The organism is uncultured Oscillibacter sp., assembly GCF_900544955.1.
Classification (GTDB): domain Bacteria; phylum Bacillota; class Clostridia; order Oscillospirales; family Oscillospiraceae; genus Oscillibacter.
Genome location: NZ_UQXD01000002.1, coordinates 72,528 through 94,168, shown reverse-complemented (window position 1 = coordinate 94,168; position 21,641 = coordinate 72,528). Strand labels below are relative to the sequence as shown.

General features: G+C 64.4%; 19 protein-coding genes and 2 CRISPR repeat arrays. Of the genes, 14 read left to right on the top strand and 5 right to left on the bottom strand.

The window, feature by feature from the left end; genetic code table 11:
- Positions 1–34: 34 nt before the first annotated feature.
- Entirely contained in the window at positions 35–646 is a 612-nt protein-coding gene (locus QZS21_RS01235; RefSeq protein ID WP_295579263.1) for a GNAT family N-acetyltransferase, read from the bottom strand.
- Positions 647–949: 303 nt separating this feature from the next.
- Here QZS21_RS01235 and cas3 point away from each other — a divergent pair, with 303 nt between their 5' ends.
- The 7 genes from cas3 to cas2 all read left to right on the top strand — a co-directional run bounded on the left by cas3 (position 950) and on the right by cas2 (position 8,654).
- The gene (gene cas3 / locus QZS21_RS01230; protein WP_295579261.1) at positions 950–3,091 is read left to right on the top strand and encodes a CRISPR-associated helicase Cas3'; all 2,142 of its coding nucleotides are present in this window, start codon (positions 950–952) and stop codon (positions 3,089–3,091) included.
- Between the two features lie 290 nt (positions 3,092–3,381).
- Positions 3,382–4,044 carry a type I-C CRISPR-associated protein Cas5c gene (cas5c, locus tag QZS21_RS01225; protein ID WP_295579259.1) on the top strand — a complete coding sequence of 221 codons (663 nt, stop codon included), beginning with the start codon at positions 3,382–3,384 and terminating at the stop codon, positions 4,042–4,044.
- A complete protein-coding gene (cas8c, locus tag QZS21_RS01220; protein WP_295579257.1) occupies positions 4,041–5,783 on the top strand; it encodes a type I-C CRISPR-associated protein Cas8c/Csd1 in 1,743 nt (580 codons plus the stop codon). Before cas5c ends, cas8c begins: the two co-directional genes overlap by 4 nt.
- The gene (gene cas7c / locus QZS21_RS01215) at positions 5,776–6,672 is read left to right on the top strand and encodes a type I-C CRISPR-associated protein Cas7/Csd2 (protein WP_295579255.1); all 897 of its coding nucleotides are present in this window, start codon (positions 5,776–5,778) and stop codon (positions 6,670–6,672) included. The genes cas8c and cas7c overlap by 8 nt, the downstream gene beginning before the upstream one ends.
- Positions 6,669–7,331, top strand: a complete 663-nt coding sequence (cas4, locus tag QZS21_RS01210) for a CRISPR-associated protein Cas4 (RefSeq protein ID WP_295579253.1) — start codon at positions 6,669–6,671, stop codon at positions 7,329–7,331. The genes cas7c and cas4 overlap by 4 nt, the downstream gene beginning before the upstream one ends.
- Entirely contained in the window at positions 7,328–8,359 is a 1,032-nt protein-coding gene (gene cas1c / locus QZS21_RS01205; RefSeq protein WP_295579250.1) for a type I-C CRISPR-associated endonuclease Cas1c, read from the top strand. The genes cas4 and cas1c overlap by 4 nt, the downstream gene beginning before the upstream one ends.
- Before the next feature lie 4 nt (positions 8,360–8,363).
- Positions 8,364–8,654, top strand: a complete 291-nt coding sequence (gene cas2 / locus QZS21_RS01200; RefSeq protein WP_295579248.1) for a CRISPR-associated endonuclease Cas2 — start codon at positions 8,364–8,366, stop codon at positions 8,652–8,654.
- A 171-nt stretch (positions 8,655–8,825) separates the two neighbouring features.
- A CRISPR array of direct repeats spans positions 8,826–9,259; the repeat unit is 32 nt; unit sequence GTCGCGCCCCGCGAGGGGCGCGTGGATTGAAA.
- A gap of 435 nt (positions 9,260–9,694) precedes the next feature.
- Here the strand turns inward: cas2 and QZS21_RS01195 are convergent.
- On the bottom strand, positions 9,695–10,237 hold the full coding sequence (locus QZS21_RS01195) for a hypothetical protein (RefSeq protein WP_295579246.1): 543 nt from the start codon (positions 10,235–10,237) through the stop codon (positions 9,695–9,697).
- 612 nt (positions 10,238–10,849) lie between these two features.
- On the opposite strand from QZS21_RS01195, the gene QZS21_RS01190 reads away from it, so the two are divergent.
- From QZS21_RS01190 to QZS21_RS01175, 5 genes are all read left to right on the top strand, one after another.
- The gene (locus QZS21_RS01190) at positions 10,850–13,618 is read left to right on the top strand and encodes a response regulator (RefSeq protein WP_295579244.1); all 2,769 of its coding nucleotides are present in this window, start codon (positions 10,850–10,852) and stop codon (positions 13,616–13,618) included.
- A 181-nt stretch (positions 13,619–13,799) separates the two neighbouring features.
- Positions 13,800–14,075: a hypothetical protein gene (locus QZS21_RS01185; protein ID WP_295579242.1), complete on the top strand. Its 276-nt coding sequence runs from the start codon at positions 13,800–13,802 to the stop codon at positions 14,073–14,075.
- Positions 14,076–14,310: 235 nt separating this feature from the next.
- Positions 14,311–14,808 (top strand): hypothetical protein, encoded by a 498-nt coding sequence (locus QZS21_RS01180; protein WP_295579240.1) that lies wholly within the window; start codon positions 14,311–14,313, stop codon positions 14,806–14,808.
- On the top strand, positions 14,805–15,134 hold the full coding sequence (locus QZS21_RS11635) for a histidine kinase dimerization/phospho-acceptor domain-containing protein (RefSeq protein WP_366557567.1): 330 nt from the start codon (positions 14,805–14,807) through the stop codon (positions 15,132–15,134). Before QZS21_RS01180 ends, QZS21_RS11635 begins: the two co-directional genes overlap by 4 nt.
- Complete coding sequence (locus QZS21_RS01175) at positions 15,029–16,240, top strand: ATP-binding protein (RefSeq protein ID WP_295579237.1); 1,212 nt, start codon at positions 15,029–15,031, stop codon at positions 16,238–16,240. Before QZS21_RS11635 ends, QZS21_RS01175 begins: the two co-directional genes overlap by 106 nt.
- 219 nt (positions 16,241–16,459) lie before the next feature.
- Positions 16,460–16,887: a CRISPR direct-repeat array (repeat unit 23 nt; unit sequence CGCTCCCCGTGAGGGGGAGCAAC).
- Positions 16,888–17,351: 464 nt separating this feature from the next.
- Here QZS21_RS01175 and upp read toward each other — a convergent pair.
- Genes upp through tsaE form a run of 3 tightly spaced genes read right to left on the bottom strand, consistent with a single transcriptional unit; the run spans position 17,352 to position 19,136 of the window.
- Positions 17,352–17,984: a uracil phosphoribosyltransferase gene (gene upp, locus QZS21_RS01170; protein ID WP_295579235.1), complete on the bottom strand. Its 633-nt coding sequence runs from the start codon at positions 17,982–17,984 to the stop codon at positions 17,352–17,354.
- A gap of 34 nt (positions 17,985–18,018) precedes the next feature.
- On the bottom strand, positions 18,019–18,708 hold the full coding sequence (gene tsaB, locus QZS21_RS01165; RefSeq protein WP_295579233.1) for a tRNA (adenosine(37)-N6)-threonylcarbamoyltransferase complex dimerization subunit type 1 TsaB: 690 nt from the start codon (positions 18,706–18,708) through the stop codon (positions 18,019–18,021).
- Complete coding sequence (tsaE, locus tag QZS21_RS01160) at positions 18,705–19,136, bottom strand: tRNA (adenosine(37)-N6)-threonylcarbamoyltransferase complex ATPase subunit type 1 TsaE (RefSeq protein WP_295579232.1); 432 nt, start codon at positions 19,134–19,136, stop codon at positions 18,705–18,707. The genes tsaB and tsaE overlap by 4 nt, the downstream gene beginning before the upstream one ends.
- Before the next feature lie 155 nt (positions 19,137–19,291).
- Between tsaE and QZS21_RS01155 the strand changes: the two genes are divergently transcribed.
- Positions 19,292–20,458 (top strand): FtsW/RodA/SpoVE family cell cycle protein, encoded by a 1,167-nt coding sequence (locus QZS21_RS01155; RefSeq protein ID WP_295579230.1) that lies wholly within the window; start codon positions 19,292–19,294, stop codon positions 20,456–20,458.
- Positions 20,459–20,575: 117 nt separating this feature from the next.
- On the top strand, positions 20,576–21,547 hold the full coding sequence (locus tag QZS21_RS01150; protein WP_295579228.1) for an Ig-like domain-containing protein: 972 nt from the start codon (positions 20,576–20,578) through the stop codon (positions 21,545–21,547).
- Positions 21,548–21,641 lie beyond the last annotated feature (94 nt).

The following is a 21,641-nucleotide window of genomic DNA, read 5'->3' as shown; positions in this document are numbered from 1 at the left end:
CCAATAGGACACACTTAAATCAGCCCTACAAACCTTAATGAATTGTTTTGCTATACAACAAACATTGTAGCGGTACTTTTTTATCTTTCAAGTCAATTACTACATCTTTTGCTTCTGATTTCGTAAATCCTCGGTGTTCATAAAACTGATAGGTGCAGGCACTGTCGGTGTAGAGATAAACCAGTTTCCCCGGTTCTTCCGCTTCAAATGCGGAAAGCAGGGCTGTGCCAACCCCCTTGACTTTACATTCCGGGTCGGCAGCAAGGAAAACTATTTCCCCATCAGGTTCCTGCTTTTTGCGGAAAGACGCAAACATCTCTTTATTCGCTGTGTCATATGCGCCAACACCTTCCCCTGCAACGATGTTTTGCATAATATCAAATGCTTTCACAAAGATTGTTCGCCAAAAGCTATGGTGTCGTTTTTTCTCCCCCTTCATATCAGCAAGCAACACGCCAACAAAACAATCGTTCACATACGCACCGTAGGCTTTCGTTGACCGATTCAACTCCATGTGCCAGAAATATTTGCTATACAGAGAAAGAATGGTTTCGTTGTCCATATACCAATCCAAGTGCATTCCTTGAATTGCAAACTTCTGCGCCTTTTTATAATCCTTCTTTTGCATTTCTCTTATTTCAACCATATTTACCCCGCAAACTGGAATTTGTCGTGCTGCGCCCTCCCCGCCTCATACCACTTACTTTTTTATATTTTATCATATGAACCTGTTCCTCTCAAGGCTGTTTGGTGAAGCTGACGGAGTTTTTGGAATGAAACGCTTGTCTACAACCGGGCCCATTTGGAAACCCGGCGGCGGACCTTGAAAGAGGGACCCGGAGGCCGCGCCCCCTGGAATCCGGCGCCCGGGTGTGCTACAATGGAACCATCTCCGTCAGGCGCCCGGCCCCGGTGCTCCGGGCGTAGTTTGTGAAGGGGGCGCTGCGGCATGGACTATCTCGCACATCTCTCCGAGGACCATCGGGAACAGACCGTCCTGGACCATCTGGAGGGCACGGCGGCGCTGTGCCGGGACTTTGCGGCCGCCTTCGGCGCGGAGGAGCAGGGGCGGCTTGCCGGACTGGCCCACGACCTGGGAAAGTATTCCGCCGCCTTTCAAAAGCGGCTGCGGGGCGGGCCGAAGGTGGATCACGCCACCGCCGGCGCGTGGGAGTGTTTCCAAAGGGGGCAGGTGCCCGCCGCGTTCTGCGCGGCGGGGCATCATGGCGGCCTGCCGGACGGCGGCAGCCGCACCGACGGGCCGGACGATGCCACGCTGCTGGGGCGGATGCGCCGCGCCGAGGGGGCGGGGGTGGCGCCGTACGAGGCCTGGGCGGAGGAGCTCTCCCTGCCGCCCGCCCGTCTGCCCGCCTTTTGCGAAAAGGACCGGCTCACGGCAGATTTCTTCATCCGGATGCTGTACGCCTGCCTGGTGGACGCGGACTTTCTGGACACGGAGCGGTTTATGGAGGGGGCACCGTTGCCCCGGGGCGGCGGCGGGGACATCCCGGCGCTGTGCGACCGCCTGAAGCGGCACATCTCCGATTGGTTTCCGCCGAAGAACGAGCTGAACGCCCTGCGCTGCCAGGTGCTGGAGGCGTGCCTGACCCAGGGGGAGGAGCGGGCGCAGGGGCTGTTCACCCTGACGGTCCCCACCGGCGGGGGCAAAACCGTAGCGTCCCTGGCCTTCGCCCTGCGCCACGCCCGCGCCCACGGGCTGCGGCGGGTGGTCTACGTGATTCCCTACCTGTCCATCATCGAGCAGACCGCCCAGGTGTTCCGGGAGATCCTGGGGCCCGAGAACGTGCTGGAGCACCACTCCAATGTGCTGTACGACACCGGCGGGGAGGAGGAGCTGACGCCGGAGGCCGCCAGGCTGGCGCGCGCCACCGAGAATTGGGACATGCCCGTGATTGTGACGACGGCGGTCCAGTTCTTTGAATCCCTCTACGCAAACCGGGCCTCCAAGTGCCGGAAGCTCCACCGCCTGGCGGGCAGCGTGGTCATTTTCGACGAGGCGCAGATGCTGCCGCTGCCCTACTTGCGGCCCTGCGTTTCGGCCATCTCCCAGCTGACGGCCCACTACAACGTCTCGGCGGTATTGTGCACGGCTACGCAGCCCGCCCTTTTGCCGCTGTTCCAGGAGTTTTTGCCCGGCGTCTCCATCCCCGAGCTGTGCCCGGAGGCCCTTTTCCGCAGCCCGGTGTTCCGGCGCACCGTCTTTCAGTGGGCGGGGACGCTGGGCTGGGCGGAGGCGGCGGAGCGGATGGACCGGGAGAAGCAGGTGCTGTGCATCGTCAACAGCCGGAAGGCCGCCAGGACCGTGTACGGCGGCCTCACCGGCGAGGGCCTCTTCCATCTCTCCACGCTGATGACGCCGGTCCACTGGCAGCGGGTGCTGGCGGAGGTGCGCCGGCGGCTGAAAGCGGGGCTGCCCTGCCGGGTCGTCTCCACCTCGCTGATCGAGGCCGGGGTGGACGTGGACTTTCCCACGGAGCTGCGGGAGATGGCGGGGCTGGATTCCCTGCTCCAGGCCGCCGGGCGGTGCAACCGGGAGGGAAACCGCCCCGCCGGGGAGAGCGTCGTCGTCATCTTCCAGCCGGAGGAGCCGCCTCCGCCCCTGTTTTCCCCGGCCATTGCCGCGGCGCGGACGGCCATGGAGCGGCACGAGGACCTGGCGAGTCCGGAGGCGGTGAACTGCTACTTCTCCGAGCTGCTGGACCTCCGGGGCCCGGAGGCCCAGGACAAAAAGGGCATCCTCCCGCGCATCGGGGAGGGGGATTTCCCCTTCCGGACGGTGGCGGAGCGGTTCCGCCTCATAGAGACCGACACTCGCACGGTGTACATTCCCCTGGACGGCGGCGAGGTGCCGGTGGCGCGGCTGCGGCAGGGGGAGCGCTCCAGGGAGCTGTTCCGGGAGCTGGGGCTGTACGGCGTGTCCGTCTACGCCCGGCATTTCCAGGCGCTGGACGAAGTGGGCGGCCTGGAGCTGCTGGAGGACGGCAGCGCGGTGCTGACGGACCCGGCGCTGTACGACCGCAGGACCGGCCTGACTTTGGAGCCGGTGGGCGGACAGGCGCTGCTGTGGTGAGAAACGGGCGAAAGCGGAACAGATCTGTTCCGCTTTCGCCCGTTTTTGCAGACAAAACCGCCGTGCATGTCCCTTCCCGGAGGAACCTCCCGGAAGATTTCCGGCGCGGAACCGGAACCCTTTGGATGGAATCGTTTTCAAAGCGGCAGAGGGGAAGTTCTGCTTGTCGAAAGATGGCGACGGGTGTAAAATCTTGTTAAAAGGGGGTGGTTTTTTCTGGTAGCGCAGACAGGGGGCCGGAAGAGCCGCCCGGTGGTTCCAGTCCCTCAAAAAGGAAAGGAGTTGAGAGTGTGCCCATCTGTGTAGAGGTCTGGGGGGACTTTGCCTGCTTCACCCGGCCGGAGATGAAGGTGGAGCGGGTGAGCTACGACGTGATGACGCCGTCCGCCGCCCGGGGCCTGATTGAGAGCGTGTTTTGGCATCCGGGGCTGCGGTGGTCCATTGACCGCATCCACGTGCTCCGGCCGATCCGCTTCACAAACCTGCGCCGCAACGAGGTCAAATCCACCGTCAGCGCCCGCACCGCCAGGACGGCCATGGAGCGGGGGCGGGGGGAGCTGTACCTGGTGACGGCGGAGGACATCCAGCAGCGGGCCTCGCTGCTGCTGCGGGACGTGCGGTATGTGATCGAGGCCCATTTCGACACGACGGACCGGGCCGCCCCCGGCGATAACCCGGGGAAGTTCCAGGAGATCGTCCAGCGGCGGCTGCGGAAGGGGCAGGCGTACAGCGAACCGTATCTGGGCTGCCGGGAGTTTCCGGCGGCGTTTGCCCCCTGCGCGGAGATTCCCCCCTGCCCGGAGGAGCTGAAGGGGGAGCGGGACCTGGGCTACCTGCTCTACGACATGGACTACAGCGACCCGGAGAACATCCGTCCCCGGTTTTTCCACGCGATCCTCCGAGACGGTGTGCTGACGGTGCCGCCCTGGGACAGCGGGGAGGTGGTCGGATGATTTTGCAGGCCTTGGTGGGGCACTATGAGGACCTGGTGGCCCGGGGAGAGATCGCCCAGCCCGGCTGGACCCGGGGCAAGGCCGCCTACGCCCTCTGCCTGGACGATCAGGGGCGGCTGGTGCAGGTCGCGTCGCTGCTGACGGAGCCGGCCAAGGGGAAGAAGCCGGTCCCCCGGGCGATGGAGCGGCTGCCCGCGCCGGTGAAGCGGAGTGTGGACGTGACGGCCAACTTCCTGTGCGATAACTCCGGCTACCTGCTGGGCATCGACGGCAAGGGCAACCCCCAGCGGACGCGCAAGTGCTTTGCCGCCGGCAAGGCCCTCCATGAGCGGCTGCTCACCGGGGTGGATTCCCCGGCGGCCCGGGCGGTGCTGGCCTTCTTTCAGACCTGGGAGCCGGAGGCGGCCGCCGCCCACCCGGCGCTGCTGGATGCGCCGGAGGCCGTCTCCTCCGGGGCCAATCTGGTCTTCCGGTACGACGGCGCCTTTGTCCATGAGGACCCCGCCGTGCGGGAGGCCTGGCAGGCCGCCTACGACGAGGCGGAGGACGGTCCCCGGATGACCTGCCTGGTGACGGGGAGGGAGGCCGTGGCGGAGGCCGTCCATCCGGCCATCCGCGGCGTCCAGGGGGCCCAGTCCAGCGGCGCCGCCCTGGTGTCCTTCAACGCCCCGGCGTTCTGCTCCTACGGAAAGGAGCAGAACTACAACGCGCCGGTGGGCAAATACGCGGCCTTCGCCTACACGGCGGCGCTGAACCACCTGCTGGCCGACCGGGAGCACGTGATCCGCGTGGGGGACACCACGGTACTCTGCTGGTCCGAGGGGGGCGAGGACGCCTATCCGTCGGTGTTCGGGGCCTTCGCCTTCGGCGCCCGGTCCGGCCTCTATACGGAGCGGGAGCTGCGGGAGACGGTGCAGCGTCTGCTCCGGGGAAGCCCCGTCCAATGGGAAGGGACGCTGCTGGATGACAAAAAGCCCTTTTACGTCCTGGGCCTGGCCCCCAACGCCGCCCGGCTGTCCGTCCGCTTCTTCCTGCGAGACTCCTTCGGCGGATTTTTGCATCATGTCCAGGCGCATTACGACCGCCTGGAGATCGAACGGCCCGCCTACGACAAGTTTGAGACCCTTCCCATCTGGAAGGTGCTGGGGGAGACCGTCAACCAAAACACCCGGGACAAGGCCCCCGTCCCCGGCATGTCCGGGGAGCTGCTCCGGTCCGTCCTGCTGGACGCGCCGTACCCCGCCACCCTTTTGAACGGCGCGGTGCTCCGCATCCGCGCCGAGCACGCGGTCACCCGTGGCCGTGCCGCCATCCTCAAGGCGTATTATTTGCAGAACACCCACCGGGATGTTCCAAAGGAGGTTTTGACCGTGTCCCTGAACCCAGAGTGCACCGACGTCCCCTATACGCTGGGCCGGCTGTTCTCCGTGTTGGAGGCGGTTCAGTCCGCCGCCAATCCCCGGATCAACACCACCATCGTGGATCGGTACTTCAACACCGCGGCGTCCACCCCCGGCCGCATCTTCCCGGTTCTGCTGAGCCTGACGCAAAAGCACCTGCGGAAGCTGGGGCCCGGCGGAAGAGTTTTCTACCAAAAGAAGATCACGGAGTTGCTGGGCATTCTCGCCCAGGAGCTTCCGCCCCGCCTGAACCTGCCCCAGCAGGGCGCGTTCCAGCTGGGCTACTATCACCAGACACAGAAGCGGTATGCAAAAAAGGAGGAGAACGGACATGTCTGACGTGATTCGCAATCGCTATGAGTTTGTCATCCTGTTCGACGTGGAGAACGGAAATCCCAACGGCGACCCCGACGCGGGCAACATGCCCCGGGTGGACCCGGAGACCGATCTCGGCCTCGTCACGGACGTGTGCCTGAAGCGGAAGATCCGCAACTATGTGGAGACGGTAAAGGAGGACGCCACCGGCTACCGCATCTATGTGAAGGAGGGCGTTCCCCTGAACCGCAGCGACGCGGAGGCCTTCGCCGAGCTGGAGGTGACGGAGAAGACCGCCAGGGAGAAAAAGAAGGCCGACCCGGAGCTGGACCGGAAGGTGCGGGACTGGATGTGCCGGAATTTCTACGATATCCGCACCTTCGGCGCCGTGATGACCACCTTTATGAAGGCCGCCCTGAACTGCGGCCAGGTCCGCGGCCCCGTGCAGCTGGGCTTTGCCCGCAGCGTGGAGCCCATCCTGCCCCAGGAGGTCACCATCACCCGCGTGGCCATCACCACCGAGGCGGACGCGGAGACGAAGGGGACGGAGATAGGCCGGAAGTACATCGTGCCCTACGGCCTCTACCGGTGCGAGGGCTATATCTCCGCCAACCTGGCCCGCAAGACCACCGGCTTTTCGGAGGAGGACCTGGCGCTCTTGTGGGAGGCCATCCTCAACATGTTCGAGCACGACCACTCCGCCGCCCGGGGAAAGATGGCCGTGCGGGAGCTGATTGTGTTCAAGCACGACAGCGAGCTGGGCTGCGCCCCGGCCCACAAGCTCTTCGAGTGCGTCCGGGTGCGGCGCAGAGTGCCGGACGACCCGGCCCCGGCCCGCTCCTATCAGGACTACATCGTGACCGTGGACGAAGATTCCCTGCCGGAGGGCGTCACCTGCACGCGGATGGGGTGATTGATCAGGAGGAGGACTACCTCCTCCTCTCCGGCTTCCAGCATTTTCGGTTCTGCCGCCGCCAGTGGGCCCTCATCCACATTGAAAACCAATGGGCGGAGAATCTCCGGACGGTGGACGGCGCCCTGATGCACCAGGCCGCCCATGACAAGGGGTTTCAGGAGAGCCGGGGAGACCTGCTCATCACCCGGGGCCTGTCCGTCTTTTCCCCGTCCCTGGGAGTGTCCGGCCAGTGCGACGTGGTGGAGTTCCGCCGGGACCCGTCCGGCGTTTCGCTGCACGGCCGGGAGGGGCTGTGGCAGCCCTACCCCGTGGAGTATAAGAAGGGCAGGCCGAAGGAGGGCCTGGCGGACGAGCTGCAGCTGTGCGGTCAGGCCATGTGCCTGGAGGAGATGCTCTGCTGCTCCATCCCGGAGGGGGCGCTGTACTACGGAGAGCCCCGCCGACGGACGGCGGTACCGCTGACGGAGGACCTGCGCCGGGAGGTGCGGGACTGCTTGGAGGAGATGCACCGGCTGTACCAAAGGCGCCGCACGCCCCGGGTCAAGCCCACGAAGGCCTGTAACGCCTGTTCTTTGAAGGACCTGTGCCTGCCCGGACTGCTGCGGGCGAAGTCGGCCTCCGCCTACCTGCGGGAGGCCATGGAGGAGCGGGAATGAGACATCTGCTGAATACCCTCTTTGTGACGTCGGAGGACCTCTATCTGTCCCTGGACGGGGAGAACGTGGTGGCCAGCCGCGGCGGGGAGACGGTGGCCCGGTATCCGCTGCACGCGCTGCAGGGCATGGTAGTGTTCTCCTACGCGGGGGCCTCGCCGGCGCTGATGGGCGCCTGTGCGGAACGGGGGATCGGCCTTTCCTTCTGCACGCCCCGGGGGCGGTTTCTGGCCCGGGTGGGCGGACGCGGCGGCGGGAACGTGCTGCTGCGGCGCACCCAGTACCGGGCTGCCGATAGCCAGGAGGAGAGCTGCCGGATTGCGCGGACGATGATTTTCGGCAAGCTGTATAACGCCCGATGGAGCATCCTGCGGATCTGCCGGGACCACAGTCTGCGGGTGGACGGGGAGAAGCTGTCCGGCGCGGCGGAGCGGATCCGGGCGCTTTTGCCGCAGGTCCGGGAGGCGGCCTCCCTGGAGGAGCTGCGGGGCCTGGAGGGGATTGGCGCCGCCGCCTACTTTGCGGTCTTCGACGACCGGATTCTCAGCGGCAGGGAGGTCTTTTCCTTCCACGGCAGAAGCCGCCGCCCGCCGCTGGACGCCGTCAACGCCCTGCTCTCCTTTGCGTACAGCCTGCTGGCCCACGACTGCGCGTCCGCGCTGGAGAGCGTGGGCCTGGACGCCTATGTGGGGTTTCTGCACCGGGACCGCCCCGGCAGGAGCTCCCTGGCCCTGGACTTGATGGAGGAGCTGCGCCCGTGCATGGCCGACCGGTTTGTGCTGACGCTGATCAACAACCGGATGGTCGGGGGCACGGACTTCTCCTTTTCGGAAAACGGCGCCGTGCTGTTGACGGAGGCGGAGCGAAAGACCTTTTTGCAGCGCTGGCAGGAGAGGAAAAAGGACGTGCTGACCCACCCGTACCTGGGAGAAAAGCTGCCCTGGGGGATGGTGCCCTACGTGCAGGCGCTGCTGCTTGCCCGGTACCTGCGGGGGGATTTGGACGCATATCCGCCGTTTTTATGGAAGTGAGAACATGCTGGTACTGATCACGTACGACGTCAATACGGAGGACGCCGCCGGCCGGAGGAGGCTGCGCCAAATCGCAAAGCAGTGCGTCAACTACGGCCAGCGGGTCCAGTGCTCGGTGTTTGAGTGCCTGCTGGATCCCGCCCAGTGCCGGGCGCTGCAGGCGAAGTTGCTGGGCATCATGAATGCGGAGAAGGACAGCCTGCGCTTTTACTACCTGGGAAACCGCTATGAGAACAAGATCGAGCATTTTGGAGCCAAGACCGCCTATCTGCCGGAGGAACCCATGATTATTTGAGTGCGAAGTGGAAGCAAACAGCGGAAAGCGGAGTGGTTCGCACAGTGCGGAAGGGGCCGTTTTGGCATTTAGCAAGGGGAAAACGCGGTTTTTCTGGGAAAATGACGGGGAATGTGTCCCAAATTTGTGAATGCTATATAGAAACGCGCAGGGATTCTGTGCACTTTTGCAGTCGCGCCCCGCGAGGGGCGCGTGGATTGAAACAAAGGGGACAAGGGTGAGACAATCTCCGGCATGGTCGCGCCCCGCGAGGGGCGCGTGGATTGAAACATACAGCAGGCAGTCAGGAGAAAGACACCATGAAGTCGCGCCCCGCGAGGGGCGCGTGAATTGAAACCTCCATTTTTCAAGCAGCTCGTCGACGCCCAGGCCAGTCGCGCCCCGCGAGGGGCGCGTGGATTGAAATAACGACGTGAAACCCGGCCTCCATCTGGTGAAGGGTCGCGCCCCGCGAGGGGCGCGTGGATTGAAATAGAGATGCGCATGGACGAAAGTGCCAATAATGCGTCGCGCCCCGCGAGGGGCGCGTGGATTGAAATTCGATAAACTCGCTCCGGGTCTTGCAGTTGTCCTGTCGCGCCCCGCGAGGGGCGCGTGGGTTGAAATTCGTCGTTCTCAAGATCGTCGCGGAGGATGAGGTCATTGTACCTGTCGAGGGCGCGTGAGTTGAAATATTGATGAGGTGTATCTGTACTTCAAGTAGCAAAGTATCTCGTCGCGCCCCGCAAGGGGTGCATGGTTTAAAATGGCTCCTCCGGCGTCGGGTACGCCCGCTCCGTCATGGCACATTCCCTGGGGATACGCCCAAAATCATCCTTGTCACGCAACCTTCTGCGAAAACTGTGAGGCCGACGCCCAAAAGGCGTCGGCCTCACAGTTTCCGTCAAACAGCGGGACCTGTACCGCCGCCAGTCCATGTCCTGCAAAGGACCTCCGCCCGCTTCGTCTCCTGTAAACGGTGGCGCCACCTGCGGGGCCCTCTGCTGTGTCCTACGCCGTCCCAAGCCGAGGGCATCCGCCGCGGCGCGTCGGCTGCCGCTCTACGGGATCGCCTGGAATTCGTCCTCGTCCGGGATCAGGAGAGCGCGCGCCTCCCCGATTCCCAGGGCCAAAAGCGCGTCCACCGTAACCCGCAGCTCGTGGAGCAGCAGCGCCTCCAGCAGTGCGGAAAAGCGGGGGATGTCCCGCGCTTCCAGCGCCCCATGCATCCGGCTGGACAGCGGGTCGAAAGACCGCCGGTTCTCCTCGGTTGCGCCCCGCGTTCCCCGCAGCGGGTTTCCCCAGAAGAACAGCTGCAAAAGCTCTGTGTAAACCGTCCGGATGGTCCCGTAGGGCGTCTGTTTGGAGAGCAGCTCCAACGACGCGTAGGCGGCCAGCTCGTAGCGCCGCCCGCTTTGCAGCCCCGAGAGGCGCCGGCTCCACTGACGGAGGGCGTCTGCGTCCAGGGCGGACAGCGTGAGCGCCGACACGGCCCGGGCGGACAGGGCGTATAGTTGCAGTCCCGCGGTCAAATCCAGCAGGCGGCTCCGGATGTCCGGCCGCGTCAAATCGCAGTTCTCCGCACTCTGCTCGGGGGGCAGCACGCATACGCCTAGCGTTCTGGAGGACTTCACCGCCCCAATGCTGTTCAGCAGGCTGACGGTCCGCCGGACGGTGCTGACGGAGACGCCCGCTTCGCCGGCCAGCCGTCCGGCCGGAGGCAGATAGCTCCCCGCCGGGTATGCGCCGCGGCTGCTCCCGGTGAGCAGCCCGATGGCGAGGGAGTAGCAGCGCTGGGAGGATTTCCGATAGGCGCTCCAGTGGAAGGCGGTCTCCGCGCCGGAGGGGAAGTCCCCCGCCGCATAGAGTGGTAGGCGGCTTTCACGGTATTCAGGGAGATGCGGGACTGCCTGCTCAGTTCCTCCATGGTGGGCAGGCTCTCCGAAAACCCGTAGAATCCAAACGCAATCTGCGTCCGCAAGAACGCGTATACGGCCCGATGCAGCTCCGTTTCCTGTTCCAAAGTCCCGTCCTCCTTTGGGCATTCTGTCTCCTCTGGGAAAATGACACCAGATTTTCCTTCCGCTCGCCACAAATGCCGGCAAACAGTTGCTATTTTTCTTTTCTTTTGCTATACTTTTCTAAATATGGAATGTGAGCGACTACGCGCGCGGCAGAGGGTGCTCTGCCGGCTGAAGAAAACAGGAGATGCAGGTATGGAACGTCGGAATCTGACCGGGCCGGGCGGCGGGGCTGCCCAGGCGTGCCCGGAGGCCCTCAATGCGCTGGAGACCGGTGTGATTTGCTGCCGGTTGGACGCGGAGCTGACGTTTCTATGGGGAAACGCCGGCTTTTTTAGGCGGATTCATACCTCCCGCGAGGACTTCACCGCCCGCTATGGATCGCTGTGCGGGTACTATGCCGGCTATCCGGAGGACTTCGCCCTGCTTCAGCGGGAGCTGTCCCAGGCGGAAGCCGGCGGCAGCCGCGCCGTCCGTCTGACGGTCCGGCTTCCCCTGGCGGAGGGCGGCTTTTTGTGGACGCAGCTCTCCGGCAGCATTCTGGACCGCCCGGAGGGCGGCCCCGTGCTGCAGGCGGAGTTTGCAGACGTGGGCGCCCTGGCGGCGGAGAGGGAGGAGCTGGACCGCCTCTACCGCCAGAAGCTGCAGTACTTCCACTGGATGATGGATACATACGTGGGCAATGTGTACATCAGCGATATGGAGACCTACGAGCTGCTCTACCTCAACCAGAGCGCCTGCGAGGTGATGCACCGGCCTGCCTGCGAGATGCTGGGCCGGAAGTGCTACGAGGTCATCCAGGGCAGAACCTCCCCCTGCCCCTTCTGCACCAACGACAAATTGACGGAGGACGCCTTCTACGAGTGGGAGTTCGACAACCCGGTTTTGGAGAGGCGGTTTATGATCAAGAATCGGGTGATCAACTGGGAGGGCCGCCGGGCCCGCATCGAGCTGTCCCACGATATGCAGAGCGCGGAGTACAAGCTGGCCAAGAAGGACCGGGAGCGGGACGCCCTCATTCAGACCGTGCCCGGCGGTTTTGCGCGGATGGACGCCCGGGACATGCGGACGGTGCTCTGGTACGGCGGCGGATTCTTGGACCTGATCGGCTATACCGAGGAGCAGTTTGAGCAGGAGCTGCACCGCCAGTGCGGCTACGTCCATCCGGAGGACATCGGCCGCGCCACCGCGGTGATGCGGAGCGCCAGGGACGCCGGAAAGCAGGCGGTGGCGGAGTCCCGCATCGTCACCCGGGACGGCGCGGTAAAAATCCTGACCATGACCTTCAGCTATGTTAGGGGGGAGGACAGCTGGGACGGCATTCCCTCCTTTTACAGCGTCGGCATCGACGTAACCAGGGAGCGGGAGGAGCAGGCCCGGCAGCGCCGGGCGCTGGAGGACGCCTATCAGGCCGCCCGGGTGGCCAGCGACGCCAAGACCAACTTCCTCTCCGCCATGAGCCACGATATCCGCACGCCCATGAACGCCATCATGGGGATGTCGGTCATCGCCCAGGCGAACCTGGACAATCAGGAGAAGGTGCGGGACTGCCTTGGGAAGATCAGTGCCTCCAGCCGGCATCTGCTGGGGCTGATTAACGAGGTGCTGGACATGTCCAAAATCGAGAGCGGGCGGGTGGACCTGTCCGCCGAGGCGGTGTCCCTGCCGCAGCTGATGGAGGATGTGATGGACATCTGCCGCCCCCTGGTGAGCCAGAAGCGCCAGGAGCTGCAAATGAGCGCCGACCACGTGCGCCATGAGACGGTGATTACGGACATGGGCCGGATGCAGCAGGTGCTGATGAACCTGCTCTCCAATGCGGTGAAGTACACCCCGGAGGGCGGCACCATCAGCCTGCGGCTGCGGGAGCGGACGTCCATCACCCCGGGCCGGGGGCAGTATGAATTCATCGTCACCGACAACGGCATCGGGATGAGCGAAGAGTTTGTGCGGCACATCTTCGAGCCCTTTACCCGGGCGGAGGACTCCCGCATCAGCAAGACCCAGGGGACGGGGCTGGGCATGACCATTACGGAGAACATCGTGCACATGATGAACGGCACGATTGAGGTTAAGAGCCGTCTGGGCGAGGGGAGCCAGTTTGTGGTGGCCCTCTCCCTGGAGCTGGGCGGGGAGGAGACCTACGGCGAGGAGCTGGCGGGCCTTCCGGTGCTGGTGGTGGACGACGACCAGGTGGTGTGCGAGAGTGCGACGGAGCTGTTGAGCGAGCTGGGGATGCGGGGTGAGTGGGTGCTGTCCGGGCCGGAGGCCCTGGAGCGGGTCGTCGCCGCCCATGACCGGGGCGAGGACTTCTTCTCCGTCATCCTGGACTGGCAGATGCCGGTGATGGACGGGCTGGAGACGGTCAAGGCCATCCGGCGGGCGGTGGGCCGCCACACCCCCATCATCGTCATTTCTGCCTACGACTACTCCGACATCGAGGCAGAGTTCCGGCAGGCGGGCGCGGACGACTTTCTCGCAAAACCCCTGTTCAAATCCCGGATGGCCCACACCTTCCACCAGTTCTGCCAGAACGGCCATCCGGAGCCGGCGAAGGCGCCGGAGCGGGCCCCCGCCGCCTTCGCCGGCAAGCGCATCCTCCTGGTGGAGGACAACGAGCTGAACCGGGAGATCGCGGCGGAGCTGCTGCAAATGAGGGGCTTCCTGGTGGACACGGCGGAGGACGGGCGGCAGGCGGTGGAGACCTTCCGCGCCGCGCCGCCGGGGCGGTACTGCTGCATTTTGATGGACATTCAGATGCCGGTGATGAACGGCTACCAGGCCACGGAGGAGATCCGCGCCCTGCCCCGGAGGGACGCCCGCAGCATTCCCATTCTGGCGCTGACGGCCAATGCCTTTGCGTCTGATCTTGGAAAGTCGCTGATGGCCGGGATGAACGATCACATTGCAAAGCCCATCGATGTGGACCATCTGATGGATGTGCTGCGGCGGTGGATTGGGTGAGACGGCATGGGTCAAAGAACAGAGCGCGGCGCCGGAGCGTCTGAAAAGCCCTCCGCCGCGCCGGTAAGGACGGAACGCATCGTGATGAAACGGAGGCCGGCGCAGGAAGACGCGGCCATCAAAAGGACCACCTGAATCGGCATGGGGGCGCTGCTCATCCTGCGCTTCCTCTTTTTTGCGGGTGACGCTGTTCAGCACCACCCGCCTGACCTCCCAGGTCAAGCTGATTACGGAGCATCCCTTTACGGTGAACGGGGGCATCGGCGACATCAAAACCGATCTGGCGCTGATGCGGCTGCGCACGGAGCGGCCCCAGTCCTACAACCAGCCCGAGGACGTGGAGAAGGTCCGCTCCGCCCCGGATGCGCTCCACCTCAACATCGACGTGCTGGACGAGATCGACTCCCTGTACCTGGGCCCGTCGGAGGACACGGACGCGCTGCGGCAGGACTATTAGGAGATTCACTCCGCCCAGGAGCAGCTGCTCGACTTTGCGAAGCTGCCCCCCTCCACCACCCATGTGATCGCCGCGTATGAGGAGGAGCACCTCAGCCCGCTCTACGACCGGGTTGAGGGAACCGCCAACCGGATTCTCGCCTATGTCCGGAATACCCAGCAGAGCATTTTCATCTCGTCGGACCACCTGGGCAAATCCTTCCTGGGGTGGTCGGTCGCTCCTCATTATCGCGGCCATGACCATGGGGCTGTTCTTCTTCCAGTTCTTCATCCGCCGGATGAGCCAGCGGCTCTACGGGAAAAACCAGCACTTCGCCATGCTCTCCGATACCGTGGATGAGACGTTCTTGATTTTCGGGCGGGAGCTGAAGCGGTGCGAGTTCCTCTCCGGCAGCGCCGAGCGGGTGCTGGGCATCTCCGCCGGACGGTTGCAGGAGGAACGGATGCTGATCTACGGCCAGATGGACCGGGAGACCGCGGAGACCATTCACCGGGAGCTGTACGCGGAGCCCTGCGTCCCGCTGGACATCACGGCTGCGTACCGGTACCCCCGGTTCGCGGAGACCCGGTGGCTGCAGCTGCGCGCCTACCGCATTTCCGAATACGGGGATCAGAAGTACATATCACGCTCACCGACCGCATCCTGGAGCGCCTGGGCAGCCTGGCGCTCCAGGATGCGCTGGCCAGCGCCCAGAACGCCAACAACGCCAAGAAGGACTTCCTCTCCCGCATGAGCCACGAGATCCGTACCCCCATGAACGCCGTCATCGGCATGGCCGCCATTGCGGCGGCCTCCATCCAGGACCAGAGCCGGGTGGAGGACTGCCTGGAGAAAATCGGCTGTTCCTCCAAGCACCTGCCGATGCTGATCAACGGCGTGCTGGACATGTCCCACATTGAGAGCAACCGGGTGAGGCGGATCCCTTTGAGCTGTACCAGTTCCTCAACAGCTTCGTGGCGGTGGTGTATCCCCAGGCCAGCGGCAAGGGGCTGCAATTCACCGAAAAGACCGCCGGCTTCTCCGAGCACACCACCTATGTGGGCGACTCCCTTCGCCTGAACCGGATTCTGCTGAATCCGACCTCCAATGCCATCAAATTTACCCCCCAGGGCGGCACGGTCAGCCGGGAGGTCACCAACCTGCCCACCCAGGACGGGAAGTGCTGGATTCGCTTTGTGGTGTCGGATACCGGAATCAGCATGGACGAGGACGCGCTGGCCCGGCTCTATACGCAGTTTGAGCAGGCGGACCCCTCCATCGCCCAAAAGTACGGCGGCGCGGGGCTGGGGATGTCCATTACGCAGAACCTGGCGTCCCTGATGGGCGGGTACATCGACGTCAGGAGCAAGCCGGACCAGGGGACCGCCTTCACGGTGGAGCTGCCCTTTGAACAGAGCAATGTGGATTTGCAGCCCCTCCGGGAGGGGGTCTTGGAGTCCCTCTGGGTTTTGATGACGGACGACGAGCAGGACCTCTGCGAGCACATGACCCTTCTGCTGGAAAAGATGAAAATTCACGCGGAATGGGTCCTCAGCGGCACGGAGGCGGTGGAGCGGGTGGGCCGGGACCTCCCCATCATCATTTCCGCCTACGACTGGTCGGAGATCGAGGAGGAGGCCCGCAGGGCGGGGGCCAACGCGTTCATCGCCAAGCCGCTGTTCCAGTTCTCCCTGTACAATGTGCTGGTTAACGCCACCAACGGCGCCTTCGGCATGTCCCGGGCAAAGGAGGAGCCCGTGGGCACCTCCCTGCGCGGCAAGCGGCTGCTGCTGGCGGAGGACAATGTGCTGAACCGGGAGATCGCCGCGACGCTGCTAGAGCTGAACCGCGCCGCCGTGGAGAGCGCGGTGAATGGCCGGATCGCGGTGGACCGGTTCTTGCAGACGGAGCCGGGCCATTTCGACGCCATTTTGCTGGACGTCCAGATGCCGGTGATGGACGGCTGCGAGGCGGCCAGACAGATTCGCGCCTGCGGGCGGCCGGACGCCAAGCGCATCCCCGTCATCGCAACTACGGCCAACGCCTTTGCGGAGGACGTCTCGGCGGTGCCGACGGCCGGCATGGATGCGCGTCAGCAAGCCGCTGGACATCAGCAGCTCTGCGCCACGCTGTCCGAGCTCTGCGGCCCCGATGCGGTACCATCGGACGGTCCGCCCCCGGCATAGCGCGCAACGCGGACTGAGGGCACGGCGCAGTTTCCGGGAAAAAGGAATACCAAACAAAAAATATCCTTTCCGCTTCGGCAGTGCGCACAGTGGCGCAGAGCTCGGCGGAAAGGATATTTTTATGCAATATGCGAAAAAGGCCCCCGGGGGATGAAATGCCGAAGCATTTCGATGCACGGTTGACTTGCGTTGTGCTGTTTTGATAAGTGTGTCAAGCGTCGCGCCCCGCGAGGGAAGCGACCGTGTGGGCTGGGCCAGGCCACGATCCCGACAGGATTTCAATCCCCGCTCCCCGTGAGGGGGAGCAACCAGTCGTTGGAATCGGTGGAGCCGGTGGAATACATTTCAACCCCCGCTCCCCGTGAGGGGGAGCAACCAATTTCCGGCATCTTGGCCGTAAGCCAGGTAATATTTCAACCCACGCTCCCCGTGAGGGGGAGCAACCCTTCGTCCCCGCCGTGGCGGTTTTCCTTCTTGTATTTCAACCCACGCTCCCCGTGAGGGGGAGCAACTGTAATAATGACGGCAGGTGAGCAGGGTATTGAATTTCAACCCACGCTCCCCGTGAGGGGGAGCAACACGGCTTCAAGCTCCGTTACACAGGGAGCGCGAAATTTCAACCCACGCTCCCCGTGAGGGGGAGCAACAGCAAAAACACACAAAACACCAGCGTGTTTTTGTGTAGTATCCATAAGCTTTGGTATATCTTCCGCCATGCATCCTGGAAAGCCTCGTGCTTCCTTCGCTGTACGGCAAAACGGTTCTCCGTTTTCCCATGCGAACCGCTCCGCTTTCCGCTGCGCACTTCCGCTTCGCACGCAAATGGCAGGTTCCTCCGGCGGATAAACGGGCTTCGCTTCGGAAGAGTGTTCTTTTGTTTTCCCAGCGGTTCTCCGGATCGCAAACACACAGCCTGGCCGTTTCCGCATCTGGGATGCCCCGCCCCTCCGTCTGCATGCCGGGCGCAGGGATATGCAGCGAGCAACGAAGACCGTCCGCGGGACCCGCCGATGCGGGTCCCGCAGCCTCGCTGCCATCCGCACAGGCGTTCACCGCCTCCTCCGGAGGAGGCCTGCGGCCCTGTCCTCTCAGAGCACGTCCCGGGGCGCGGTTACTTTGTGCCGAAAATCCGGTCGCCGGCGTCGCCCAGGCCCGGGACGATGTAGCCGTTGGCGTTCAGGTGGTCGTCCACGGCGCCGCAGAAGATGTCCACATCGGGATGGGTCTTCTGAATGTGCTCAATGCCCTCCGGCGCCGCCAGCAGCACCATCAGCTTGATGCTCACGCAGCCCCGCTTCTTCATCTCGGAGATGGCGGCCTCGGCGCTGCCGCCCGTGGCCAGCATGGGGTCCACAATCATGATGTCCCGCTCCGCCACGTCCTTGGGCATCTTGCAGAAGTAGACATGGGGCTCCAGGGTCTCCTCGTCCCGGTACATGCCGATATGGCCCACCCGGGCGCCGGGGACCATCCGCAAAACGCCGTCCACCAGGCCCAGGCCCGCCCGGAGAATGGGCACCACGGCGAACTTCTTGCCCTTCAGGGTGGGGGCGGTGGTCTTGCAGATAGGGGTCTCCACCTCCTTGGTGGTCAGGGGCAGGTCCCGAGTGGCCTCATAGGTGATGAGCATGCCGATTTCGGAGACGAGCTCCCGGAAGTCCTTGACGCTGGTCTCCTTATCCCGCAGGATGGTCATTTTGTGGGCGACCAGGGGGTGGTCCATGATGTGTACTTTTCCGTTCATAATTACGCTCCTTTATGTCAAATGATGAGACAGCTTATCGTTGGCGCAGGGGGACGGCGTGGGCGGGGCGGAGGTACACCGGCTCCAGGGCCTGGGGGCTCACCAGCCCGCCGGCGGCGGCCAGGGCCTCCGCCTCCAGAGCCACAGAGGCGGCGCTCTGCATCACCAGATGGGGCGGCGCCAGGCGGCAGGGGATGCCCTGCCGCGCCAGGAAGTCCAGGCACAGCGCGGCCCCGTCGCCCACCGCGGTTTTGGGCCGGGGGTCGGCGCGGAGTTCCTCCGCCAGGTCCGCAAGGGAGATGGCCCGGTCCGGCGTCAGCCGGGCGGGGACGCCCTTCTCCGCGGAGAAAAGGGCGTTGTAAATCTGACCGCGCCGGGCGTCCATGGCGCAGATCACCAGTCCGCCGGCAAAGGCCACGTTCCGGGCCATGGCCGCCAGGGTGGAGACGGCCACAACGGGCTTGTCCGCAGCGAAGGCCAGGCCCTTGGCGGCGGACACCCCGATGCGGATGCCGGTAAAGGACCCGGGGCCGGCGGCCACGGCCACGGCGCCGCAGTCCGCCAGGGTGAGGCCGGTGTTTTTGAAAAGGTGCTCCACGATGGGCATCAGGGTGCGGCTGTGGGTGAGGCCGGTGTCCTGATAGCCGCTGGCGAGAATGCGGCCGTCCTCTGCCAGAGCGGCGGAGACGGCCTTGGCCGAGGTCTCCAGGGCGAGTATTCTCATGGGAGGTCCGCTCCTTCAATGGTGATGGTGCGCCAGCCGTCCGACGCGGGACAGCGGGCCAGGGTGACGCGGATGGTCTCGGGGGGCAGGGCCTCCTCCGTCTGCTCGCTCCACTCCACGGCGCAGACGCCCCCCCGGTCCAGGTAGTCCTCCCAGCCGATGTCGAACAGGGCGCCGGCATCCGCCAGGCGGTACATGTCGAAGTGGAACAGGGGCAGGCGGCCGCCCTCGTACTCATTGACGATGGTGAAGGTGGGGCTGGTGACCCGCCCGGCGTAGCCCAGGCCCCTGGCGAGGCCCCGGGTGAAGGCGGTTTTGCCCATGCCCAGTCCGCCCCGGTAGGCCACCACGGCGCCGGGGGAGAGGACGGCGGCCAGCCGGGCGCCCAAGTCCTCCGTCTCCGATTCGCTGTGAGAGAGATATTCCATGGGATGACACCGCCTTTCCGCCGTTTCCAAATTGCCGCAGATAGTATATCACAGTTTGAACAAAGTGTAAAAACAAATTTGCGGCGTTTACACGCGTTTTTGCCTGTGGTATACTATAAGCGTTAAAATTCGCCCTTTTGAGAAAGGCTTTCCCTATGTTGAATCGTTTAAAAGGCGTTCTGGCGGACTTTTTCCAGCAGGCGGACCTGATGCTGCTGGGGCTTTGCAGCGTCGCCACGGTGTTTGGCATCGTGCTGATTTTCAGCGCCACCCAGTACAAGAACGACCCCCGCTACGTCATTGTGCAGACGGCGGCGCTGCTGCTGGGCATCTGCGCCTACATCGGATTTTCCATGGTGAACCTGGACATCCTGATGAAGAAGTGGAAGTGGATTCTGGCCTTCAACGTGGGCTTCATCCTCCTGCTGCTGACGCCGCTGGGCCGGTCCGTGGGCGGCAACCGGGCCTGGCTGAAATTCCCCGGCATCCCCATCAGCATCGGCCCGGCGGAGGTGGTGAAGATCACCTTTGTGCTGCTGCTGGCCTGGCAGCTGGCCTGGCTGCGGGAGGAGCGGCGGGACCTGCGCTCCTTCCGCTCCGCCGCGTTCACGGCGGCCCACGCCTTCGGCCTGTGCGGATTGTACTTTATCGTCTCCAGCGACATGGGGAACGGGCTGGTTTTTCTCTTCATCTTCATGTGCATGGCCTTCGTGGCGGGGTACGCCATCCGGTGGTTTGTGCTGCTGCTGGGGGGCGGCACGGCGGCGGTGGCGGTGGCGTGGCAGCTGGATCTGATCCTCCCCCACATGCGCAACCGTTTTCTGGTGCTCTTCGACCACTCCTACCAGCCCCTGGACGCCGGCTGGCAGCAGACCCGGAGTCTTTTGACCCTGGGTTCCGGCGGCCTGTTCGGCCAGGGGTATCTGAACGGCACCCAGACCCAGAGCAGCTACAGCGGCTCCCTGCCCGCCCGGTGGACGGACTTCATCTTCTCCGCGGCGGGGGAGGAGCTGGGGATGTTCGGCTGCATCGCCATCATGGCGCTGCTGGCGGCCATCATCCTCCGGGTGCTGCTGGTGGCCAAGAACGCCCAGACCCTCTTCCACTGCTACGTGTGCGTGGGCATGGCCGCCATGCTGATCTTTCAGACCGTCATCAACATCGGCATGTGCCTGTTCGTGATGCCGGTCATCGGCATCACCCTGCCCTTTTTCAGCTACGGCGGGTCCTCTATCGTCACGCTGTATATGGCCATGGGGGTGGTGTCCGGCATCAAGAAGCGCTCGCCCACCATGCGGCGGCCGGGACATCCCCTGCGGTGAGGCGGCGGAAAAAAGCGGCTGAAACCAGCCGCTTTTTTGCATAATTCCCACGGGTGGGAAAACACTACTCCTGTACCAAATCATACAGGAGGTTCGATTGCCTTGAAACACCTTTCCATGAAACGCACGACCGCCCTGGCCCTGGCGGCGGTCCTGGTCCTCAGCGGCAGCGCCTCGGCCCTGTTCGGCAGGAAGCCCGCCGCTGCCCAGCCCGCCGAGGGCGCTCCCGTGGCCCGGGACATCGAGATCAGCACCTACCGCGGCATCCCCTATGAGGCACAGTTCCTGGCCAGCGACAGCGAGGGGGACGACATGACCTTCGCCGTGGTGGACCAGCCCAAGAAGGGCACCGTCGCCGTGGACGGCGTGAACTTCACCTACACCCCCAAGGAGGGGGCCTCCGGCGGCGACAGCTTCACCTACGCCGCCACCGACAGCGCCGGAAACGTCTCCCTGCCCGCCACCGTGACGGTGAGCATTGAGAAGACCAAGTCCGGTGTCACCTACGCCGACACCGAGGGCAACACCGCCGCGGCCGCCGCCCAGCACCTGGCGGAGGCGGGCATCTTCACCGGCGCCAAGATCGGGGAGCAGTACTACTTTGAGCCGGAGAAGGCGGTGTCCCGCAGCGAATTTTTGGCCATGGTGATGGAGACCGCCGGGCGGGACGTCACCGGCGTCACCATGACCGGCTTCTGCGACGACGAGAGCATCCCCACCTGGGCCAAGGCCTACGCCGCCGCCGGTGTGGCGGACGGCATCGTGCAGGGCAAGACCACCGCGGAGGGCGTGGCCTTCCGGGGCGGGGAGGACATCACCTTCAACGAGGCCGCCACCGTGCTGGACCGGGTGCTGAACCTGGGAGACGTGGAGCTGGACGTGTGGTACGCGGACCGGGAGGCCGTGCCCTCCTGGGCGGCCCAGGCCGTGGGCAACATGGAGGCGGTGAGCGTGCTCTCCGCCGGGAGCTTCGGCAGCGGGGAACTGGGAAGCGCCGTCACTCGGGCGGACGCGGCCCGGATGCTCTCCGCCGCCAAGACCCTGCTGGACGGGGAGGAGGCCGGGGGCCTCTTCGGCTGGCTGGGCTGATTGGTGGATTTCGCCAGCCCTCTGAAAAAGCATCTGCGCTTTTTCGGAGGGCTGGCCCTTGCTTTTGCGGTTGTATTCCCAGGCGGTTTGTGCT